The organism is Gordonia marina (assembly GCF_052036135.1).
GTDB lineage: Bacteria > Actinomycetota > Actinomycetes > Mycobacteriales > Mycobacteriaceae > Gordonia.
In genome coordinates this window covers 122602-137324 of record NZ_JBPSDN010000010.1, presented here as the reverse complement: position 1 = coordinate 137324, position 14723 = coordinate 122602, and the positions used below count along the sequence as shown (strand labels likewise).

Genomic DNA, 14723 nt, shown 5'->3' with positions numbered 1-14723 from the left:
TCATGGCCACACTGTTTCCCCACTACCGCGCCCCCTGGGAGAGCGACGACCAGGCGGCGCTCCGCGCCCACGCTCGCGCCTTCTTCGTCAAGGAATCGGCGCCCAACCAGGAGCGGTGGGCACGGCAGCACCAGGTCGACCGCGAGTTCTGGAACAAGGCCGGCGCCGCCGGACTGCTCTGCCTCGACATCCCGGAGGAGTTCGGCGGATCGGGCGGCGACTTCGGCCACGAGGCCGTCGTGCAGCAGGAATTGATGGGGGCGGGCGACTCCGCGTTCGGTTTCGCCGTGCATTCGACGATCGTCGCGCACTACCTCAACACCTATGCCACCGACGAGCAGAAGCGGCGCTGGCTGCCCGGATGCGCGACGGGAGACTCGGTGCTGGCAATCGCGATGACCGAGCCCGGTACCGGATCGGACCTCCAGTCGGTGCGCACCACCGCGGTCCGCGATGGCGATCACTACGTGATCAACGGTTCCAAGACGTTCATCTCCAACGCCAGCCACTGCGACCTCCTCGTCATCGTCGCCAAGACCGATCGGGCGCTGGGTGCCAAGGGCATCTCCCTCTTCGTCGCCGAGACCGAGGATCTGCCGGGATTCGAGCGCGGGCGCGTGCTGGAGAAGATCGGTCAGCACGGCCAGGACACCCGCGAACTCGCGTTCACCGATATGCGGATCCCCGCGGCGAACCTGCTCGGCGGCGTCGAAGGGCAGGGCTTCTACCAGCTGATGAATCAACTCCAGCGTGAGCGGTTGATCATCGGCGTCGGTGCGGTGGCGGCGGCCGAGGCCGCGGTGGCCGAGACCATCGCCTACGCCAAACAGCGGGAGGCGTTCGGTAAGCCGATCATGCAGTTCCAGAACACCAAGTTCGTTCTCGCGGAGTGCAAAGCCGACGTCCTGGCGGGCAAGACGCTCGTCGACCACTGCATCGCCGAGCAGATCGCCGGCACGCTCGATCCGGCGACCGCGTCGATGGCGAAACTCTGGGGTACCGAGAAGCAGAAGGAGATCGTGGACCGCTGCCTGCAGCTCTTCGGCGGATACGGATACATGATCGAGTACCCGATCGCGCGCATGTACGCCGACGCCCGCGTCCAGACCATCTACGGCGGAACCAGCGAGATCATGAAAGAACTGATCGGCCGGTCCCTGTGACGGCATAGCCCCCGACGTGGTGCGCCGCGCGCCCGGGCGCCGGCGATGCCGGCGGCCGGTGGGCGGGGACGCGGTTGCCGGGCGTCAGACGCCCAGTTCGGCGCCGGTCGGCGGCGGCGACGCCGCCAGCAGCGCGTTCTCGTCGTCGGAGAAGGTCCGGGACCGGGACAGGAAGCGCACCCCCTCCGGGGCCTCCAGCGAGAACCCGGCGCCGCGGCCGGGCACCACGTCCAGGATCAGCTGCGTGTGCTTCCACAGCTCGAACTGGTCGCCGTTGATCCAGACCCGCACCAGCGGGAGCGGATCGGGCAGCGCCACCTCGCCGACCAGCACGTCACGCTGGCCGATCCGGTACTCGCCGACCGGGTAGCACATCGGTGCCGAGCCGTCGCAGCAGCCGCCGGACTGGTGGATCATCAGACCGCCGTGCAACTCCGTCAGCTTGGTCAGCAGCGCGACGGCGTCGTCGGTCGCGACCACGCGTTCCGGTGCGGTGTTCTCGCTCATCACTCACTCCCTGATCTCCGCGCAGGCGCGCGGCATAGGTCCCCGCAATGACCATGGTGCGCCCCGAAAGCGGTTCTCGGGGCGCACCATGGATGTTCAGTTCAGCGGATCGCCGGGGCTCAGAAGAAGCCCTTCGGGTCCTGCGCGTAGCCGACCAGCAGGTTCTTGGTCTGCTGGTAGTGCGACAGCATCATCAGGTGGTTCTCGCGGCCGATACCGGAGTTCTTGTAGCCGCCGAACGCCGCGTGCGCCGGGTAGTCGTGGTAGGTGTTGGTCCACACGCGACCGGCCTGGATGTCCCGGCCCGCGCGGTAGGCCACCGTGCCGTTGCGGCTCCACACGCCGGCACCCAGGCCGTAGAGGGTGTCGTTGGCGATACGGATGGCGTCGTCGTAGTCGGAGAAGCTGGTCACCGCGAGCACCGGACCGAAGATCTCCTCCTGGAAGATCCGCATGTCGTTGTTGCCGGCGAAGACGGTCGGCTGGATGTAGTAGCCGCCGGAGAGGTCGCCGCCGAGGTCGATCGGCTCGCCGCCGGTGAGCACCGTGGCGCCCTCCTCCTTGCCGATGGCCAGGTACGACTTGATCTTCTCCCACTGGTCGCTCGACGCCTGCGCGCCCATCATGGTCTCGGTGTCGAGCGGGTTGCCCTGCTTGATCTTCTTGACCCGGTCCACGGCGCGCTCCACGAAGTCGTCGTAGATGCCCTGCTGGACCAGTGCGCGGCTCGGGCAGGTGCAGACCTCGCCCTGGTTGAGCGCGAACATCGCGAAGCCCTCGAGGGCGCGCTGGACGTAGCTGTCGTCCGTGAGGAGCACGTCGTCGAAGAAGATGTTCGGGCTCTTGCCGCCCAGCTCCAGGGTGACCGGGATCAGGTTCTCCGAGGCGTACTGGCTGATCAGGCGGCCGGTGGTGGTCTCACCGGTGAAGGCGATCTTGCGGATCCGGTTGCTCGACGCCAGCGGCTTGCCCGCCTCGACGCCGAAGCCGTTGACGATGTTGACGACACCGGCCGGGATCACCTCGTTGATGAGGCTCATCACGTACAGGATCGAGACGGGGGTCTGCTCGGCCGGCTTGAGGACCACGCAGTTGCCGGCGGCGAGGGCCGGGGCCAGCTTCCAGACGGCCATCAGGATCGGGAAGTTCCACGGGATGATCTGGCCGACGACGCCCAGCGGCTCGTGGAAGTGGTAGGCGACGGTGTTCTCGTCGATCTCCGAGATGCCGCCTTCCTGGGCGCGGATCACACCCGCGTAGTAGCGGAAGTGGTCGATCGCGAGCGGGATGTCGGCGGCGAGGGTCTCGCGGATCGCCTTGCCGTTCTCCCAGCTCTCGGCGAGCGCGATCTTCTCCAGGTTCGCCTCCATGATGTCGGCGATCTTGAGGAGCATCATCGAGCGCTCGGCGACGGCGGTCTTGCCCCACGCCGGTGCGGCGGCCCAGGCGGCGTCGAGCGCGAGGTCGATGTCCTCGGCGGTGGAGCGGGCCACCTCGCAGAAGGTCTTCCCGTCGATGGGCGACGGGTTCTCGAAGTACTGACCCTTGACCGGCGGGACCCACTGGCCGCCGATCCAATTGTCGTATCGGGGCTCGAAGCTCATCAGCGAGCCTTCGGAACCGGGCTTGGCGAATACCGTCATCGGAACTCCTCGTGTGCGGCGGGGGATTGTCGTTCAGGTCACCCCGTGGTGATCTGTTACACACGGTAGGCCAGCTGTGGTTGCAGTCACGTTGCATCGGAATGCGCAACGTTGCCGCGGCAGGTCAGCCGATACCGAAGCGCCGGTCGAGGAGCCGGATCCGGCCGACGGCGATCGCCCGATCGGGGTGTCCCGGCGGCAGCACCGCGGCCAGCCGCTGCCACGCGGCGGTGTCGTCGCGGCCGTGCGGCGACGACGTCCACGCGCTCAGGGCCCGCGGATCGGCGGCGCTCAGAATGCCCGACCGCAGGTCCTCCCGGAGCTCTTCGAAGAGTTCGACGACGCCGGGCGCGTTCGACTCGGCGAGCAGGCCACCGCGGCCGAGGGCGGCCACCGCCTGCACCAGGGAGCCGCCGCGCAGCAGCCGCCGGACGTCGTCCACATCGGACTCGACCTCGACGGTGAGGCGGTACGGGCGGGCGGCGATCAGGTCGCCGAGGTCGCGGCGCAGCCGGGAGATCTCCGCGCGGACGGTCACCGCACCGAGGTCGCCGTCCGACAGCAGCATCGCCAGCTGGTCGGTGTTCAGGCCCTCGGGGTGGCTGCTGAGGAGCAGCAGGATCTCCGCGTGCCGGGGACTGAGCGATGCGGTGACGCCGTCCGCGGCGGTCCAGCGTGGCGCGCCGAGCACGGTGAGCCGGCTGATCGTCGCGCCGCGGGTGCGGGGGACGGCGGGCGCGGCGAGATCGACCGCGCGCGAGCCCAGCTCGCGTTCCACCGCGGCGACGACCGAGCGGACCGCGGCGAGCGCGAACGGTGCCGCGGCCGCCGAGCCGCCGGTGACGTCGATGGCGCCGAGCAGATCGCCGGTGAGCGGGTCGTGCACGGGCGCCGCGGCGCAGTTCCACTCCTGCACGGAGCTCGCGAAGTGCTCGGGCCCGCGGATCTGCACGCCGCGGTCGACGGCCAGCGCCAGCCCGGGTGCGTTGGTGCCGACGGTGTCCTCGCTCCACACCGCGCCCTCGACGAAGTTGATGGCGGCGGCGCTGTCCCGGGCCGAGAAGTCGCCCTCCACCCAGAGCAGCCGTCCCTCGTGATCGGTGAGGGCCACCACCACCCCGGCGTCGGCGATGTCGTCGAGCATCAGGGACTGCACGAGGGGACGCATGGAGGTCAGCGGGTGGGCCGCCCGGTAGGCCTCGAAGTCGTCGGCCGACAGGTCGCGGGCCGGGGGCGCCGGATCCGCCGCGGACGGGTCGATGCCGCGGGCCACCGACCGCAGCCAGGAGTCGCGGACCACCGAGCGCACCGCTTCGGCGGGCAGATCGGCACCGGAGAGGAGCCGTTCGTAGGCACGCCGAATGTGTGTCATCGCAGCGTCGGCCATGACGCCTCCTGACCACTCGGAACCCGGTTCGTGCCTTCGATTCTGCATGGGGACTGTGACGTCGGCAATAATCGGGGATACGGACCCGGCGGTAGGCGCGGGGTGCGAGAAGGAGAGGGATTGATGTCCGAGCACACCGACGAGGCCACCGAAGCGATCTCCGACGCGGCGACCGGCGACCCGGCCGCGGACTCGGCGCAGCCGGCCGAGAAGCCGGCCGGGGTCGAGCCGACCACCACCCGCGCGCACCAGCACAAGGAAGTGGCGCGCCGGGATCGCGGTGACGACCGTGGCCGCACCGTCATCGCCGACACCGTGGTCGCGAAGATCGCGGGCATCGCGACCCGCGAGATCGGCGGCGTCTACGACCTCGGCGGGGCCGGGGAACGGATGGTCGGCAAGGTGCGCGACGTGATCCCGGGAACGTCGTCCAGCGTGACGCAGGGCATCAACGTCGAGGTAGGCGAGAAGCAGGCGGCGGTCGACGTGCAGATCATCGCCGAGTACGGCGTCGCCATCCACCAGCTCGCGAACGCGATCCGGCGCAACGTGGTCGCCGCCATCGAGGGCATGACGGGGCTGGAGGTGACCGAGGTCAACGTGGCGGTGCACGACGTGCACCTCCCGGATTCCGGCTCCGCCGCCGACGACCCCGCGCAACCGCCGCGCGTGCAGTGATGACCGGGCCGGGGCCGGCCGGCGGGATCGGGGGGACCGACCCCGCCGGTGAACTCGCGGCGCGGATCGCCGAGGCGGTCCGCGCGGTGCCGGGCGTCGCCGGTCTCTCCGGCGGGTCGTACGGAACGATCGCCACGTACCTGCCCGGCCGCCGGGTGGTCGGTGTGCGGCTGGGCGCCGACGAGGGCGAGGTCGCGGTGATCGCGTCGCTCGGTCATCCGCTGGCCGAGCTGGCCGACCGGATCCGCGCGGCCGCCTCGTCGATCACCGGTCTCCCGATCGACGTGCTGATCGCCGACCTGGATACCCCACCGGACCCGGATTCCGGGCGTAGAGAAAGTGAGCGAGCATGAACAACTTCGCGACCATCGGGCTCCTCGCGGGCCTGCTTCTGGCGCTGTGCGCGACCACCGGTGGCCTGGTGGGTTTCCTGATCGGCGTGGTGCTCGGCGGCATCGGGCTGATCCTGGGGCTGCATCGGGACGGCAGCATCGACCTGACCGCCGTGGTGCGGAGCCGTAACCGTGGCTGACCTGCCGGATACGGACGTCGCACCACCCGCGGAGGCGGAACCGGCCGAGACGCCCGAGCCGCCGGGTGCGCTGACCATCGCGGACCGGGTCGGCCGCGTCATCGCCGAGCGGGCCGCGCTGGGCGTCGACGACGTCGTCGCGTACAGCACCGGCGTCGGATCGCTGGCCGGGGGCAACGCCGCCGTGCGTGCGATGGTCGGCGGGTCGTACCCGCGCGCGCAGATCGACATGGGCGTCGCCGCGCCGCGCCTGTCGATCGAGGTCGCGCTCGCCTGGCCGTCGCCGGTGACGCAGGTGTGCCGGCGGCTGCGGACCCACCTGACCGAGGAACTGACGCGTCTCACCGGGGTGACGCCCGCCGCCGTGGACGTCGCGGTGGCGGCGCTGGTGGCGCGCACCTCGGCCGAGCCGGGGGAGACGGTGCTGTGAGCCGCGACGACAGCACGCGGGTGCGGACGCCGGCGGCACTGCCGGCCGCGGCGCTCGCCGGAGCCGGTCTCGGGCTGGTGCTGCTGGTGCTGGCCGGCATCGCGATCCGGGATCTGATCGTCCGGGCCGGCTGGATCAGCGGCGACGAATGGCTGCGCGGGGCCACCGATTGGGGCACGCGGACCGGGTGGCAGGCGTGGATGTGGGCGCTGGTGGTGGCGCTGCTGGTCGCCGGGCTGGGACTCCTGTGGCTCGCGGTCAAGCCGCGCAAGCATCGCTACGTGGCGGTCGGTCACCAGGGTCCGCGCACGACCACCTGGACCCGGCCCCTCGACGTGGCACGACGCTGCAGCTCCGCGGTCGGCGAACTGGCGGGCGTGGACGCGGTCAGCACCGTGTACGGACGACGGAAGGTGGTCGTCGTGATCACCGCGGCCGAGGGCGTGATCGACACCGGGGCCGTCGCGCAGACGGTCACCGAGGTGGTGGAGCCGCTCACCGGGCACGCGCCCAAGGTGAAGGTCCGCGTGCGCGGCGGAAGGAGTGCCCGATGAACCGGTTGCCCGCGGCGTGGAACCGACTCTCCGTCGGCCTGGTGGGACTGTTGCTGGTCGTGGTCGGGCTGGCGCTGCTGTTCTCGCAGGTCACCATCCATCCGCTGTCCGACTGGGACGAGCGCATCGACTCCGATGCCATCGACCGCGCGGCCCATCAGGACTGGTGGACGTGGGTGCTGGTCGGCATCGTGGCGCTCGCCGTGCTGTGGGGGTTCCGGCTGCTCGCGACGCTGATCCGCCCGCAGGCCGTGGAGCGCCTGGTGTTGGACGGCAGCGAGGAGGGCGGCCGCATGACCATCCCGCCGGGACTCATCGCGTCCGCCGTGTCCGACGACCTCAAGGCCGATCCGCTGTTCGAGGACGTCTCCGTCAAGGCGCTCGACGACCGCGGCGCCAAACTGATCCGGATCGTCGTGACCGCGCCCGCGCATCGCACGTACGACGAGGTGTCCGCCGCGCTGGCGGTGGCCACGGAGCAGATCGAGGCCGCCGTCGGCGACACCGAGCTGCACGTGCAGACCATGGTCCAGTTCGCGCCGCCGCGGCGAGCCCGGTGAGCACCTTCCGGCTCGCCTACGTCCCGGGCGTGATGCCGGCCAAGTGGGTGCGGACGTTCGCCGAGCGTCGGCCGGGCGTCGACGTGGAGCTGGTGGCCTGCCCGGCGGACGAAGCCGCGCTGCGGGTGCGTTCCGGCGCCGTCGACGCCGCCCTGGCCCGCCCGGCCGCCGGCGGCGAGGACGGGTTGGCGGTGATCCGGGTCTATGACGAGGTGCCGGTCGTCGTCGTGCCCAAAGAGCATCTGCTGACCGCGGCCGACGAGCTGACCTGCGCGGATCTGGACTCCGAGTGGTTGCTGCGACCGGAGGACGATGTCCTCGACTGGGCCGATCGCCCGGGGGAGACCCTGGATTTCCGGCCGGAGTCCACCGCCGATGCGGTCGGGCTGGTGGCCGAGGAGATGGGCCTGCTGGTGGTGCCGATGTCGCTGGCGCGGCTGCATCACCGTCGCGATCTCACGTACCGTCCGCTGGCCGACGGGCCCGCCTCGCCGGTCGGGCTGCTCTGGCGGGAGCCGACGAGCGAGCTGGTGGAGGAGTTCATCGGCGTCGTGCGGGGGCGTCGTGCCGGATCGTCGCGCGGACAGAGCGAGCAGGCGCCCAAGCGGTCGGCCAAGGAGAAGGCGGCGGCACGTCGTGCGGCAAAGGAGGCCGCGGGCACCATCCCACCGCGCAAGGCCGCCGGGAACCGGAAGCCGAACGCCCGCCGGGCCTCTCGGCGCGGCGGGCGGTGAGCGGACCGGTCAGAAGCTGAAGGCCCAGACGTTCGGAGCGCAGACGAGCTTCGGGTAGGTCTTCGGGTCGAGGGCGCGCAGGGCGATCGACATGGCGCGCGAGGAATAGACCATCGAGAGGTGGTCGGAGGTGTCCGCCTCGCAGCCGTGCTGCAGCACGATGTTCTGCACGCCGCCGCCCCTGATGAAGGCGCTGTCGAACGGGGTCACCACCTCGTCGTACTCGGTGGCGACCGACGTGTACTCGATGCCGGGGTAGGTCATCCGCCCGGCGTTGATGGCCTTGACCGCGGGTGAGCCGACGGCCTGGTCGATCGGGCCCGCACCGTACAGCCAGGAGTAGAACTCCATCACCGGCAGGCCGAGGTCGTCGATGGCGCGGCCGAAGGCGGCGAGGCCGTCGAGCGTGGTGCCGTGATTGGGTGTGCCGAACATGATCAGCTTGCCGATCTTGTTCTTCGCCGGATCGGCGCGGTCGGCGCCGCCGCCGAACTTGATCCAGTGGCGGGCGACCAGGCCGCCCTGCGAATGGGCGATGATGTCGACCTTGTCCGAGCCGGTGGCCTTGCGGACCCGGTCGATGTACGTACCGAGCTGTTCGGACGACCGGCGGATGGAGGCCACCCCCTGCACGCCGGGCATGACGATGGCGACGCCGCCCTTGTCGAGCAGGTCGGTGCGGCCGTAGTTCGGTGCGAAGACGCAGTAGCCGGCCTTCTTCAGGACGGGCGAGAACGCCGCCCAGTTGTCGTAGGCGTTCTCGTAGGTGCCGTGCACCAGGACCACCGGGTTCCGGCCGTCCTTCGGCTTGCAGTGAAAGTCGTTGGCGCCCTTGGGGGCGGCGTTCGGGTTCAGCTGGCCGTAGGCGTAGCCGGACCAGAATCCGGACGACGCCGGGCCCTCGCCCACGGTGTTCGGGATCGGGGGCAACGTGGTTCCCGACACCCGCGTGTCGACGTGCGGAGCCTGGGCGCCGGGCCGGGCGTCCGCGTTCGCGGCGGTGGCGGTCAAGGCCGCGGCGGCCACCGCGGCGGTCAGCAGTACGCCGCCGATTCTGTGCGCTAGACGCAAGGCTGTTTCTCCCCTGGACTTGACCTACGGCGACGTAGCCGTAGGTTACTAACTGGTAACACGACCGGTTCGGCCGACTATGAACACCGTAGGCAGGGGCATTCGCCCAGGTCACTCTACTGAGGAGAGAACAATTGCCGGATCCTTCGTCGCCGGAGACAAACGCGAATCTGGTCCAGCGTCTGCTCGCCGATTGGCCGGATCTGTCGGGCGAACTGCTCACCGAGGGCCTCGGCGCCTACGCCCCGGCGGGCGTTCCGGACGACCACTACGACGAGTTGCGGCCGGCGATCGCGGGTACCGGCTACGCCGTGCTGGCCGCCCTGGCGGCCGGGCAGGTGCCGAGTCACGACGAGATCCGCGGGTTCGTCGGACCGGTCGCCCGCCAGCACGCCGAGGAGCGGCTCCCGCTGCCGGTGCTGATGACCGCGATCCACGCTTCGGCGCAGGTACTGCTGGCGCACGCCGCGGCGACCGCGCGTCCGGACGAGACGTCCGAGCTGGTCGCGGTCGGCTCGCGTCTGCTGCAGGTGCTGACCTCGATCAATCTGGTGGTCGTCGACGCCTACCTGGCAGACTCCCCGCTCGACTCCGAACGCGAGGCGCGGCGTGAGCTGTGCGATGCCCTGGTCCACGGCCGGCCCGCCGCGGGCCTGGCGGCGCGCGCCGACACCGTCGTCGCCGACCGGTACCTGGTGGTGACGGTGCTGCTCGACGTCGACCCGGAGGTCGCGCCCCCGAACATGGTGCTGCACCGGCGTAAACGGGTGTTGCAGAACGCCCTCGACGAGCTGACCACGGACATCACCCCGGCCCGTTTCGATGGGGTGGAAGGGGTCGCCCTGATCGCCGGAACGGTCGCCGAATCGGACGCGGCGAGCCCGCGCTGGGCGGAGCTGGCGGCCGGCCTCACCGAAGAATTCGGGGTCGGCGTCTACCTGGCGTTCCTGGAAGACGTTCCGGTCGGCGAGATCCCGAAGGCCGCGGTCGACGCCGCCGAGCTGGGCCGGCTGGCCAAGGGGCTGAACCGGGGACCGGGGGCGTACCGCATCGATCAGTTGCTGCTGGAGTTCCAGGTGACCCGGCCCAGCCCCGCGCGGGACCGGCTCGCCGAGCGGGTGGAACCGCTCTTCGACCAGCCGCATCTGCTGGAGGCGCTGCACTCGCACCTGCAATTCGGTGCGGACCGCAAGTCGGCCGCCGCGCAGGTGCACGTGCACCCGAATACGTACACCTATCGGTTGCGGCGGATCCATGAGCTCACCGGGCTCGATCCGACGAAGCCGCGCGAGTCCCGGATGCTCGCCGCGGCGCTGATGGTCGCCGGGAAGTGGGACGGGCTGGCATCCGACGCCCGGCTCTGACCCGCAGCGCCCCCGCGAGTCCATGACAGACGTCATGGCGGAAAGGTGACATCCGCTCTGGGATCGGCTCGCGCCGCGGCGGGATCGTAGAGGCATGAACCAGACAGCACTCGCACTCAGCCTCGACGGAATCACCAAGCGTTTCGGCGACGTCACCGCGGTCGACCGCGTGGACCTGCGCGTCGCCCCCGGCGAGGTGGTCGCCTTCCTCGGTCCCAACGGCGCGGGCAAGACCACCACCCTCGACATGGTCCTGGGCCTCTCCCAGCCGGATTCGGGTCGCCTGGAGGTGTTCGGCCTGCCGCCGCGCCGGGCCGCTCGCGCCGGCCGGATCGCCGCGGTGCTGCAGACCGGCGGCCTGCTCGAAGACTTCACCGTGCTGGAGACCGTCCGCGTCATCGCCTCTCTGCACCGCCGCGACGACGAGGTCGACGCCGTGCTGGCCCGCGCCGGGCTGGTGGAGATCGCCGACCGCAAGGTGTCGCGGTGCTCCGGCGGTGAGCAGCAGCGCCTCAAGTTCGCGCTCGCCCTGCTCCCCGACCCGGACCTGATCGTGCTCGACGAGCCGACCGCCGGCATGGACGTCGAGTCCCGGCGCGCCTTCTGGGCCACCATGCGGGCCGACGCCGGCGCCGGACGCACCGTCGTCTTCGCCACCCACTACCTGGAGGAGGCCGACGCGTTCGCGGACCGCATCGTGATGATCGCCGGTGGGCGGGTGGTGGCCGACGGCAGCACCGCGCAGATCCGCGCCCGGGCCGGGCGGCGCGTCGTGTCCGCCGTCGTCGGTGACCAGTGGCTCACGCCGCTGCGCGCCGAACTGCCCGGAGTGGACGTCGTCGAACATCGCGGCGGCCGGCTGTACCTGGCCGCCGCCGACTCCGACGAGCTGGTCCGGTACCTGCTGACCCGCACCGACGCGCACGACGTCGAGGTCGCCGGCGCGAACCTCGAAGACGCCTTCGTCGCCCTGACCTCGTCATCCCACTCCGGCTGAGCCCCGTTCCGCCGGCTGAGCCGGTCCGGAACGTTTCGGCGGGGCTCAACGTGAACTCCGTGACGAACCGTGTCGAAGCCCACCCCCATCGAAGAGGAGCCGTCCCCATGACCACCATCGCCGCCATCGCGCCCACCTACTACCGATACGACGTCCGCCGGGTCCTCCGGAACCGGCGCGCCATGATCTTCACCGTCGTCATGCCCGCCCTGCTGTATCTCGTCTTCGGCGCGACCCAATCGCGTTCCGGCACTGTCGGTTCCGGCAATGTCGCGTTCTACGTCCTGGTCGGCATGGCGCTGTACGGCGCGGTGCTCGCGGCGACCACGAATGCCGCCGCGATCTCCCTGGAACAGCTCGCCGGGTGGACACGCACCCTGGCGATGACCCCGCTGCGTCCGTCCGGGTACGTCGCGACCAAGGTGGCCGTCGCCCTGACGATGGCCGCGCTGCCGGTCGGCGTGCTGGTGATCGCCGGGATCGCGACCGGCGCCCACGCCCCGGTCTGGGTCTGGATCGCGTGCCTGGCGATCGCCCTGGCCGGCGCCGGGATCTTCGCGGCCTTCGGCCTGGCCGTCGGCAGTGCCCTCGCCTCGGAGGGTGCCATGCAGGTGCTCGGCGGCGTGCTGGCACTGCTGGCCTTCGCGGGCAACGTCTTCGTGCCGCTGAAGGGCACCATGCTGACGATCGCGCAGTTCACCCCGATGTTCGGCGTGACGACGCTGGCCCGCTACCCGCTCGACCGCGGCGTCACCGTGTACGGCGAGCACATCGCCCTGTGGATTCCGGTGGTCAACACCGCCGCGTGGGCCGCGATCTTCGCCGCCGCAGCCGTGTTCTTCTACACTCGCAGCACCGCCCGACGCTGACTCCAGTCGAAGGAACCGATGACCACCGCCACCCCGAACAGCCGGCGCGACCTGCGCTGGCTGTTCGGCGCCGTCTGGCTGCTGTTCCTCGGCTATCCGATCGCCACCCTGGTGACCGAGCCCATGCCGCTCGCCGAGCGGCTGGCGGGTGCGGCGCTGCTGGTCGCGTTCATCGTCGTCTACGTGTGGTTCTGCCGGAACGCCATGTTCCAGACCGAGCCCGGATGGCGGCCCGCCCTGGCGGCCACCGCCGTCCTGGTCCTGCTGACCGCGGCGCTGCTCCCGATCCTCGGGCCCGACGCGGTCGGGCTGGCGCCGTATCTGATCGTGGCCGCCGCGTTCAGTCTCCCATCGCCCTGGCGGCTGGTCGCGATGGTCGCGATTCTGGCCGCCGCCGTGGTGATCCCGGAGGTGGCGGGGTGGCACGTCGATCTCGGGGTGATCGCGATCATCGCCGCGATCGGGCTGTCGATGCTGGCCGGGCAGGAGATGCGGGCCCGTGAGGCCGAGCGGGAGCGCGCCGAACAGCGGCAGCGGGTGCTGCAGTCGGAGTTGGCGGTGATCGCCGAGCGGGAACGGGTCGCGCGCGACGTGCACGACATCCTCGGTCACTCGCTCACCGTGATCAGCGTGAAGACCGAACTGGCGGGCCGGCTGATCGACCTCGATCCCGAACGCGCCAAGACCGAACTCGCCGAGGTGAACGCCCTGGCGCGGGAGGCGCTCGCCGAGGTCCGTTCGACGGTCGGTGATCTGCGGTCGCCGCAGTTGCCGAGTGTGCTGGCCGCCGCCGAGAGCGCCCTCACCGCCGCCGGTATCGACGCGGTGCTGCCCGATCCCGGTGTCGCCGATCCCGCGATCGCGGGTCTCTTCGCCTGGGTGGTGCGCGAGGCGGTGACCAACGTCGTCCGGCACAGCGGTGCCACGCGCTGCGTGGTGGGGCTGTCCGCCTTCCGGATCACCGTGTGCGACAACGGATCCGGGTTCAGCTGTGGCTCCGGCAACGGGCTGTCCGGGCTGGCCGAGCGGGTGAGCGACGCGGGCGGGCGGTTCGACGTCGAGTCGGGCCCGGACGGCACGACGCTGATCGCCGACATGGAGGAGACCCGGTGACGGACGAGATCCGGTTGTTGATCGCCGACGATCAGGCGCTGGTCCGGGGCGCTCTGGCGGCGCTGCTCGACCTGGAGCCGGACCTGCGGGTGGTCGCTCAGGTGGGCCGGGGTGACGAGGTGGTCGACGCGGCCCGCGCCGGTGGCGCCGACGTGTGCCTGCTCGACATCGAGATGCCCGGCGCCGACGGCATCGAGGTGGCCGAGCGGCTGCGTGACCAGTTGCCCGGGGTGCACAGCCTGATCGTGACCACCTTCGGCCGGCCCGGCTACCTGCGGCGCGCGATGGCCGCCGGGGCGTCGGGCTTCGTCGTGAAGGACACTCCCGCGGCGCAACTCGCCGATGCCGTCCGCCGGGTCCACGCGGGCCTGCGTGTCGTCGACCCGACGCTCGCCACCGAGTCTCTGACCAGCGGAGAGAACCCGCTGACCCCGCGCGAGATCGACATCCTCCGGGTAGCCCGCACCGGGGCGACCGTCGCCGCGATCGCCGCCGAGGTGCACCTCTCGGGCGGCACGGTGCGCAATCACCTGTCGTCGGCGATCGGCAAGACCGGCGCCACCACCCGCGCCGAGGCCGCCCGCATCGCCGAAGACCGCGGCTGGATCTGACCCGCGGGGGGCCGACCGCGCCGGAGTGAGCTGTCGCGGATCGTGCCGCGGCGAAAATCTGTCGCGGATTCGCCGACGGATCCGGCAGAATCCGCGACATCCATGGCACACCGACACGATCCGCGACGGATTCCAGCCGAACAGGAGGCAGCGAGGTGACCATCGTGCTGAGTTCTACCCAGAGAGCCGCCCTGGTCTTCCTGGCCGAACGACAAGCGGACGAGCCGCTGCGGCGGCAGATCGCAGGACTCGAGGCCGTCGGCGGAACGGCGACGATGGCGACCTTGCGCCTCCGCGACGGATCACCGCGCTCCTCGATTCCCGACGGTCCGGCGCCGGTGATCATCCCGGTGATCGATGATTCCGGGGACGTGGCCGGGGAATTGATCCTCTGGGTGCTCGACGGGTTCGCCGATCTGGTGGAGCAGACCTGGTACGGCGACGAGCCGCCGACGCGGCTCCCGGACCGCGACCAGGTGAGAACGTACGCCGAATCGGAGCTTTGACGGC

18 protein-coding genes are annotated in these 14723 nt (G+C 70.9%); 14 read left to right on the top strand and 4 right to left on the bottom strand.

Features of this window, described 5'->3' with window-relative positions; all coding sequences use genetic code 11:
* Positions 1–2: 2 nt before the first annotated feature.
* Complete coding sequence (locus ACSEEN_RS08665) at positions 3–1163, top strand: acyl-CoA dehydrogenase family protein (protein ID WP_440712939.1); 1161 nt, start codon at positions 3–5, stop codon at positions 1161–1163.
* An 84-nt stretch (positions 1164–1247) separates the two neighbouring features.
* Here ACSEEN_RS08665 and ACSEEN_RS08660 read toward each other — a convergent pair whose 3' ends face one another.
* From ACSEEN_RS08660 to ACSEEN_RS08650, 3 genes are all read right to left on the bottom strand, one after another.
* Positions 1248–1670 carry a DUF779 domain-containing protein gene (locus ACSEEN_RS08660; RefSeq protein ID WP_247865797.1) on the bottom strand — a complete coding sequence of 141 codons (423 nt, stop codon included), beginning with the start codon at positions 1668–1670 and terminating at the stop codon, positions 1248–1250.
* A gap of 119 nt (positions 1671–1789) precedes the next feature.
* Positions 1790–3313 (bottom strand): acetaldehyde dehydrogenase ExaC, encoded by a 1524-nt coding sequence (gene exaC, locus ACSEEN_RS08655; protein WP_440712938.1) that lies wholly within the window; start codon positions 3311–3313, stop codon positions 1790–1792.
* 124 nt (positions 3314–3437) lie between these two features.
* On the bottom strand, positions 3438–4700 hold the full coding sequence (locus ACSEEN_RS08650; protein ID WP_247865799.1) for a helix-turn-helix domain-containing protein: 1263 nt from the start codon (positions 4698–4700) through the stop codon (positions 3438–3440).
* A 123-nt stretch (positions 4701–4823) separates the two neighbouring features.
* Between ACSEEN_RS08650 and ACSEEN_RS08645 the strand changes: the two genes are divergently transcribed.
* Genes ACSEEN_RS08645 through ACSEEN_RS08615 form a run of 7 tightly spaced genes read left to right on the top strand, consistent with a single transcriptional unit; the run spans position 4824 to position 8188 of the window.
* Positions 4824–5378: an Asp23/Gls24 family envelope stress response protein gene (locus tag ACSEEN_RS08645; RefSeq protein WP_440712937.1), complete on the top strand. Its 555-nt coding sequence runs from the start codon at positions 4824–4826 to the stop codon at positions 5376–5378.
* Complete coding sequence (locus ACSEEN_RS08640; RefSeq protein ID WP_440712936.1) at positions 5378–5731, top strand: Asp23/Gls24 family envelope stress response protein; 354 nt, start codon at positions 5378–5380, stop codon at positions 5729–5731. The genes ACSEEN_RS08645 and ACSEEN_RS08640 overlap by 1 nt, the downstream gene beginning before the upstream one ends.
* Positions 5728–5910, top strand: a complete 183-nt coding sequence (locus tag ACSEEN_RS08635; RefSeq protein WP_247865802.1) for a DUF2273 domain-containing protein — start codon at positions 5728–5730, stop codon at positions 5908–5910. Before ACSEEN_RS08640 ends, ACSEEN_RS08635 begins: the two co-directional genes overlap by 4 nt.
* Positions 5903–6340, top strand: a complete 438-nt coding sequence (locus ACSEEN_RS08630; protein WP_298442343.1) for an Asp23/Gls24 family envelope stress response protein — start codon at positions 5903–5905, stop codon at positions 6338–6340. Before ACSEEN_RS08635 ends, ACSEEN_RS08630 begins: the two co-directional genes overlap by 8 nt.
* Positions 6337–6894 (top strand): Asp23/Gls24 family envelope stress response protein, encoded by a 558-nt coding sequence (locus tag ACSEEN_RS08625; RefSeq protein ID WP_247865804.1) that lies wholly within the window; start codon positions 6337–6339, stop codon positions 6892–6894. Before ACSEEN_RS08630 ends, ACSEEN_RS08625 begins: the two co-directional genes overlap by 4 nt.
* Complete coding sequence (locus ACSEEN_RS08620; protein WP_247865806.1) at positions 6891–7454, top strand: hypothetical protein; 564 nt, start codon at positions 6891–6893, stop codon at positions 7452–7454. Before ACSEEN_RS08625 ends, ACSEEN_RS08620 begins: the two co-directional genes overlap by 4 nt.
* A gap of 32 nt (positions 7455–7486) precedes the next feature.
* Positions 7487–8188 carry a LysR substrate-binding domain-containing protein gene (locus ACSEEN_RS08615; RefSeq protein ID WP_440712969.1) on the top strand — a complete coding sequence of 234 codons (702 nt, stop codon included), beginning with the start codon at positions 7487–7489 and terminating at the stop codon, positions 8186–8188.
* A 9-nt stretch (positions 8189–8197) separates the two neighbouring features.
* Here ACSEEN_RS08615 and ACSEEN_RS08610 read toward each other — a convergent pair whose 3' ends face one another.
* A complete protein-coding gene (locus ACSEEN_RS08610) occupies positions 8198–9259 on the bottom strand; it encodes an esterase/lipase family protein (RefSeq protein ID WP_440712935.1) in 1062 nt (353 codons plus the stop codon).
* Between the two features lie 134 nt (positions 9260–9393).
* On the opposite strand from ACSEEN_RS08610, the gene ACSEEN_RS08605 reads away from it, so the two are divergent.
* The 6 genes from ACSEEN_RS08605 to ACSEEN_RS08580 all read left to right on the top strand — a co-directional run bounded on the left by ACSEEN_RS08605 (position 9394) and on the right by ACSEEN_RS08580 (position 14719).
* Positions 9394–10623, top strand: coding sequence for a PucR family transcriptional regulator (locus ACSEEN_RS08605; protein WP_440712934.1), 1230 nt, complete (start codon positions 9394–9396; stop codon positions 10621–10623).
* A gap of 94 nt (positions 10624–10717) precedes the next feature.
* A complete protein-coding gene (locus ACSEEN_RS08600; protein WP_247865810.1) occupies positions 10718–11620 on the top strand; it encodes an ABC transporter ATP-binding protein in 903 nt (300 codons plus the stop codon).
* 107 nt (positions 11621–11727) lie between these two features.
* Complete coding sequence (locus tag ACSEEN_RS08595; protein WP_247865812.1) at positions 11728–12489, top strand: ABC transporter permease; 762 nt, start codon at positions 11728–11730, stop codon at positions 12487–12489.
* An 18-nt stretch (positions 12490–12507) separates the two neighbouring features.
* Complete coding sequence (locus ACSEEN_RS08590; protein ID WP_247865813.1) at positions 12508–13602, top strand: sensor histidine kinase; 1095 nt, start codon at positions 12508–12510, stop codon at positions 13600–13602.
* Entirely contained in the window at positions 13599–14213 is a 615-nt protein-coding gene (locus ACSEEN_RS08585; protein ID WP_247865814.1) for a response regulator transcription factor, read from the top strand. The genes ACSEEN_RS08590 and ACSEEN_RS08585 overlap by 4 nt, the downstream gene beginning before the upstream one ends.
* 164 nt (positions 14214–14377) lie before the next feature.
* Complete coding sequence (locus ACSEEN_RS08580) at positions 14378–14719, top strand: hypothetical protein (RefSeq protein WP_247865815.1); 342 nt, start codon at positions 14378–14380, stop codon at positions 14717–14719.
* Positions 14720–14723: the final 4 nt, after the last annotated feature.

Coding starts and splice junctions, on each gene's coding strand:
- exaC (WP_440712938.1), bottom strand. CDS start 3,313: ATGACGGTATTCGCCAAGCCCGGTTCCGAAGGCTCGCTGATGAGCTTC.
- ACSEEN_RS08600 (WP_247865810.1), top strand. CDS start 10,718: ATGAACCAGACAGCACTCGCACTCAGCCTCGACGGAATCACCAAGCGT.
- ACSEEN_RS08590 (WP_247865813.1), top strand. CDS start 12,508: ATGACCACCGCCACCCCGAACAGCCGGCGCGACCTGCGCTGGCTGTTC.
- ACSEEN_RS08635 (WP_247865802.1), top strand. CDS start 5,728: ATGAACAACTTCGCGACCATCGGGCTCCTCGCGGGCCTGCTTCTGGCG.
- ACSEEN_RS08660 (WP_247865797.1), bottom strand. CDS start 1,670: ATGAGCGAGAACACCGCACCGGAACGCGTGGTCGCGACCGACGACGCC.
- ACSEEN_RS08640 (WP_440712936.1), top strand. CDS start 5,378: ATGACCGGGCCGGGGCCGGCCGGCGGGATCGGGGGGACCGACCCCGCC.
- ACSEEN_RS08615 (WP_440712969.1), top strand. CDS start 7,487: ATGCCGGCCAAGTGGGTGCGGACGTTCGCCGAGCGTCGGCCGGGCGTC.
- ACSEEN_RS08620 (WP_247865806.1), top strand. CDS start 6,891: ATGAACCGGTTGCCCGCGGCGTGGAACCGACTCTCCGTCGGCCTGGTG.
- ACSEEN_RS08645 (WP_440712937.1), top strand. CDS start 4,824: ATGTCCGAGCACACCGACGAGGCCACCGAAGCGATCTCCGACGCGGCG.
- ACSEEN_RS08665 (WP_440712939.1), top strand. CDS start 3: ATGGCCACACTGTTTCCCCACTACCGCGCCCCCTGGGAGAGCGACGAC.
- ACSEEN_RS08595 (WP_247865812.1), top strand. CDS start 11,728: ATGACCACCATCGCCGCCATCGCGCCCACCTACTACCGATACGACGTC.
- ACSEEN_RS08650 (WP_247865799.1), bottom strand. CDS start 4,700: ATGGCCGACGCTGCGATGACACACATTCGGCGTGCCTACGAACGGCTC.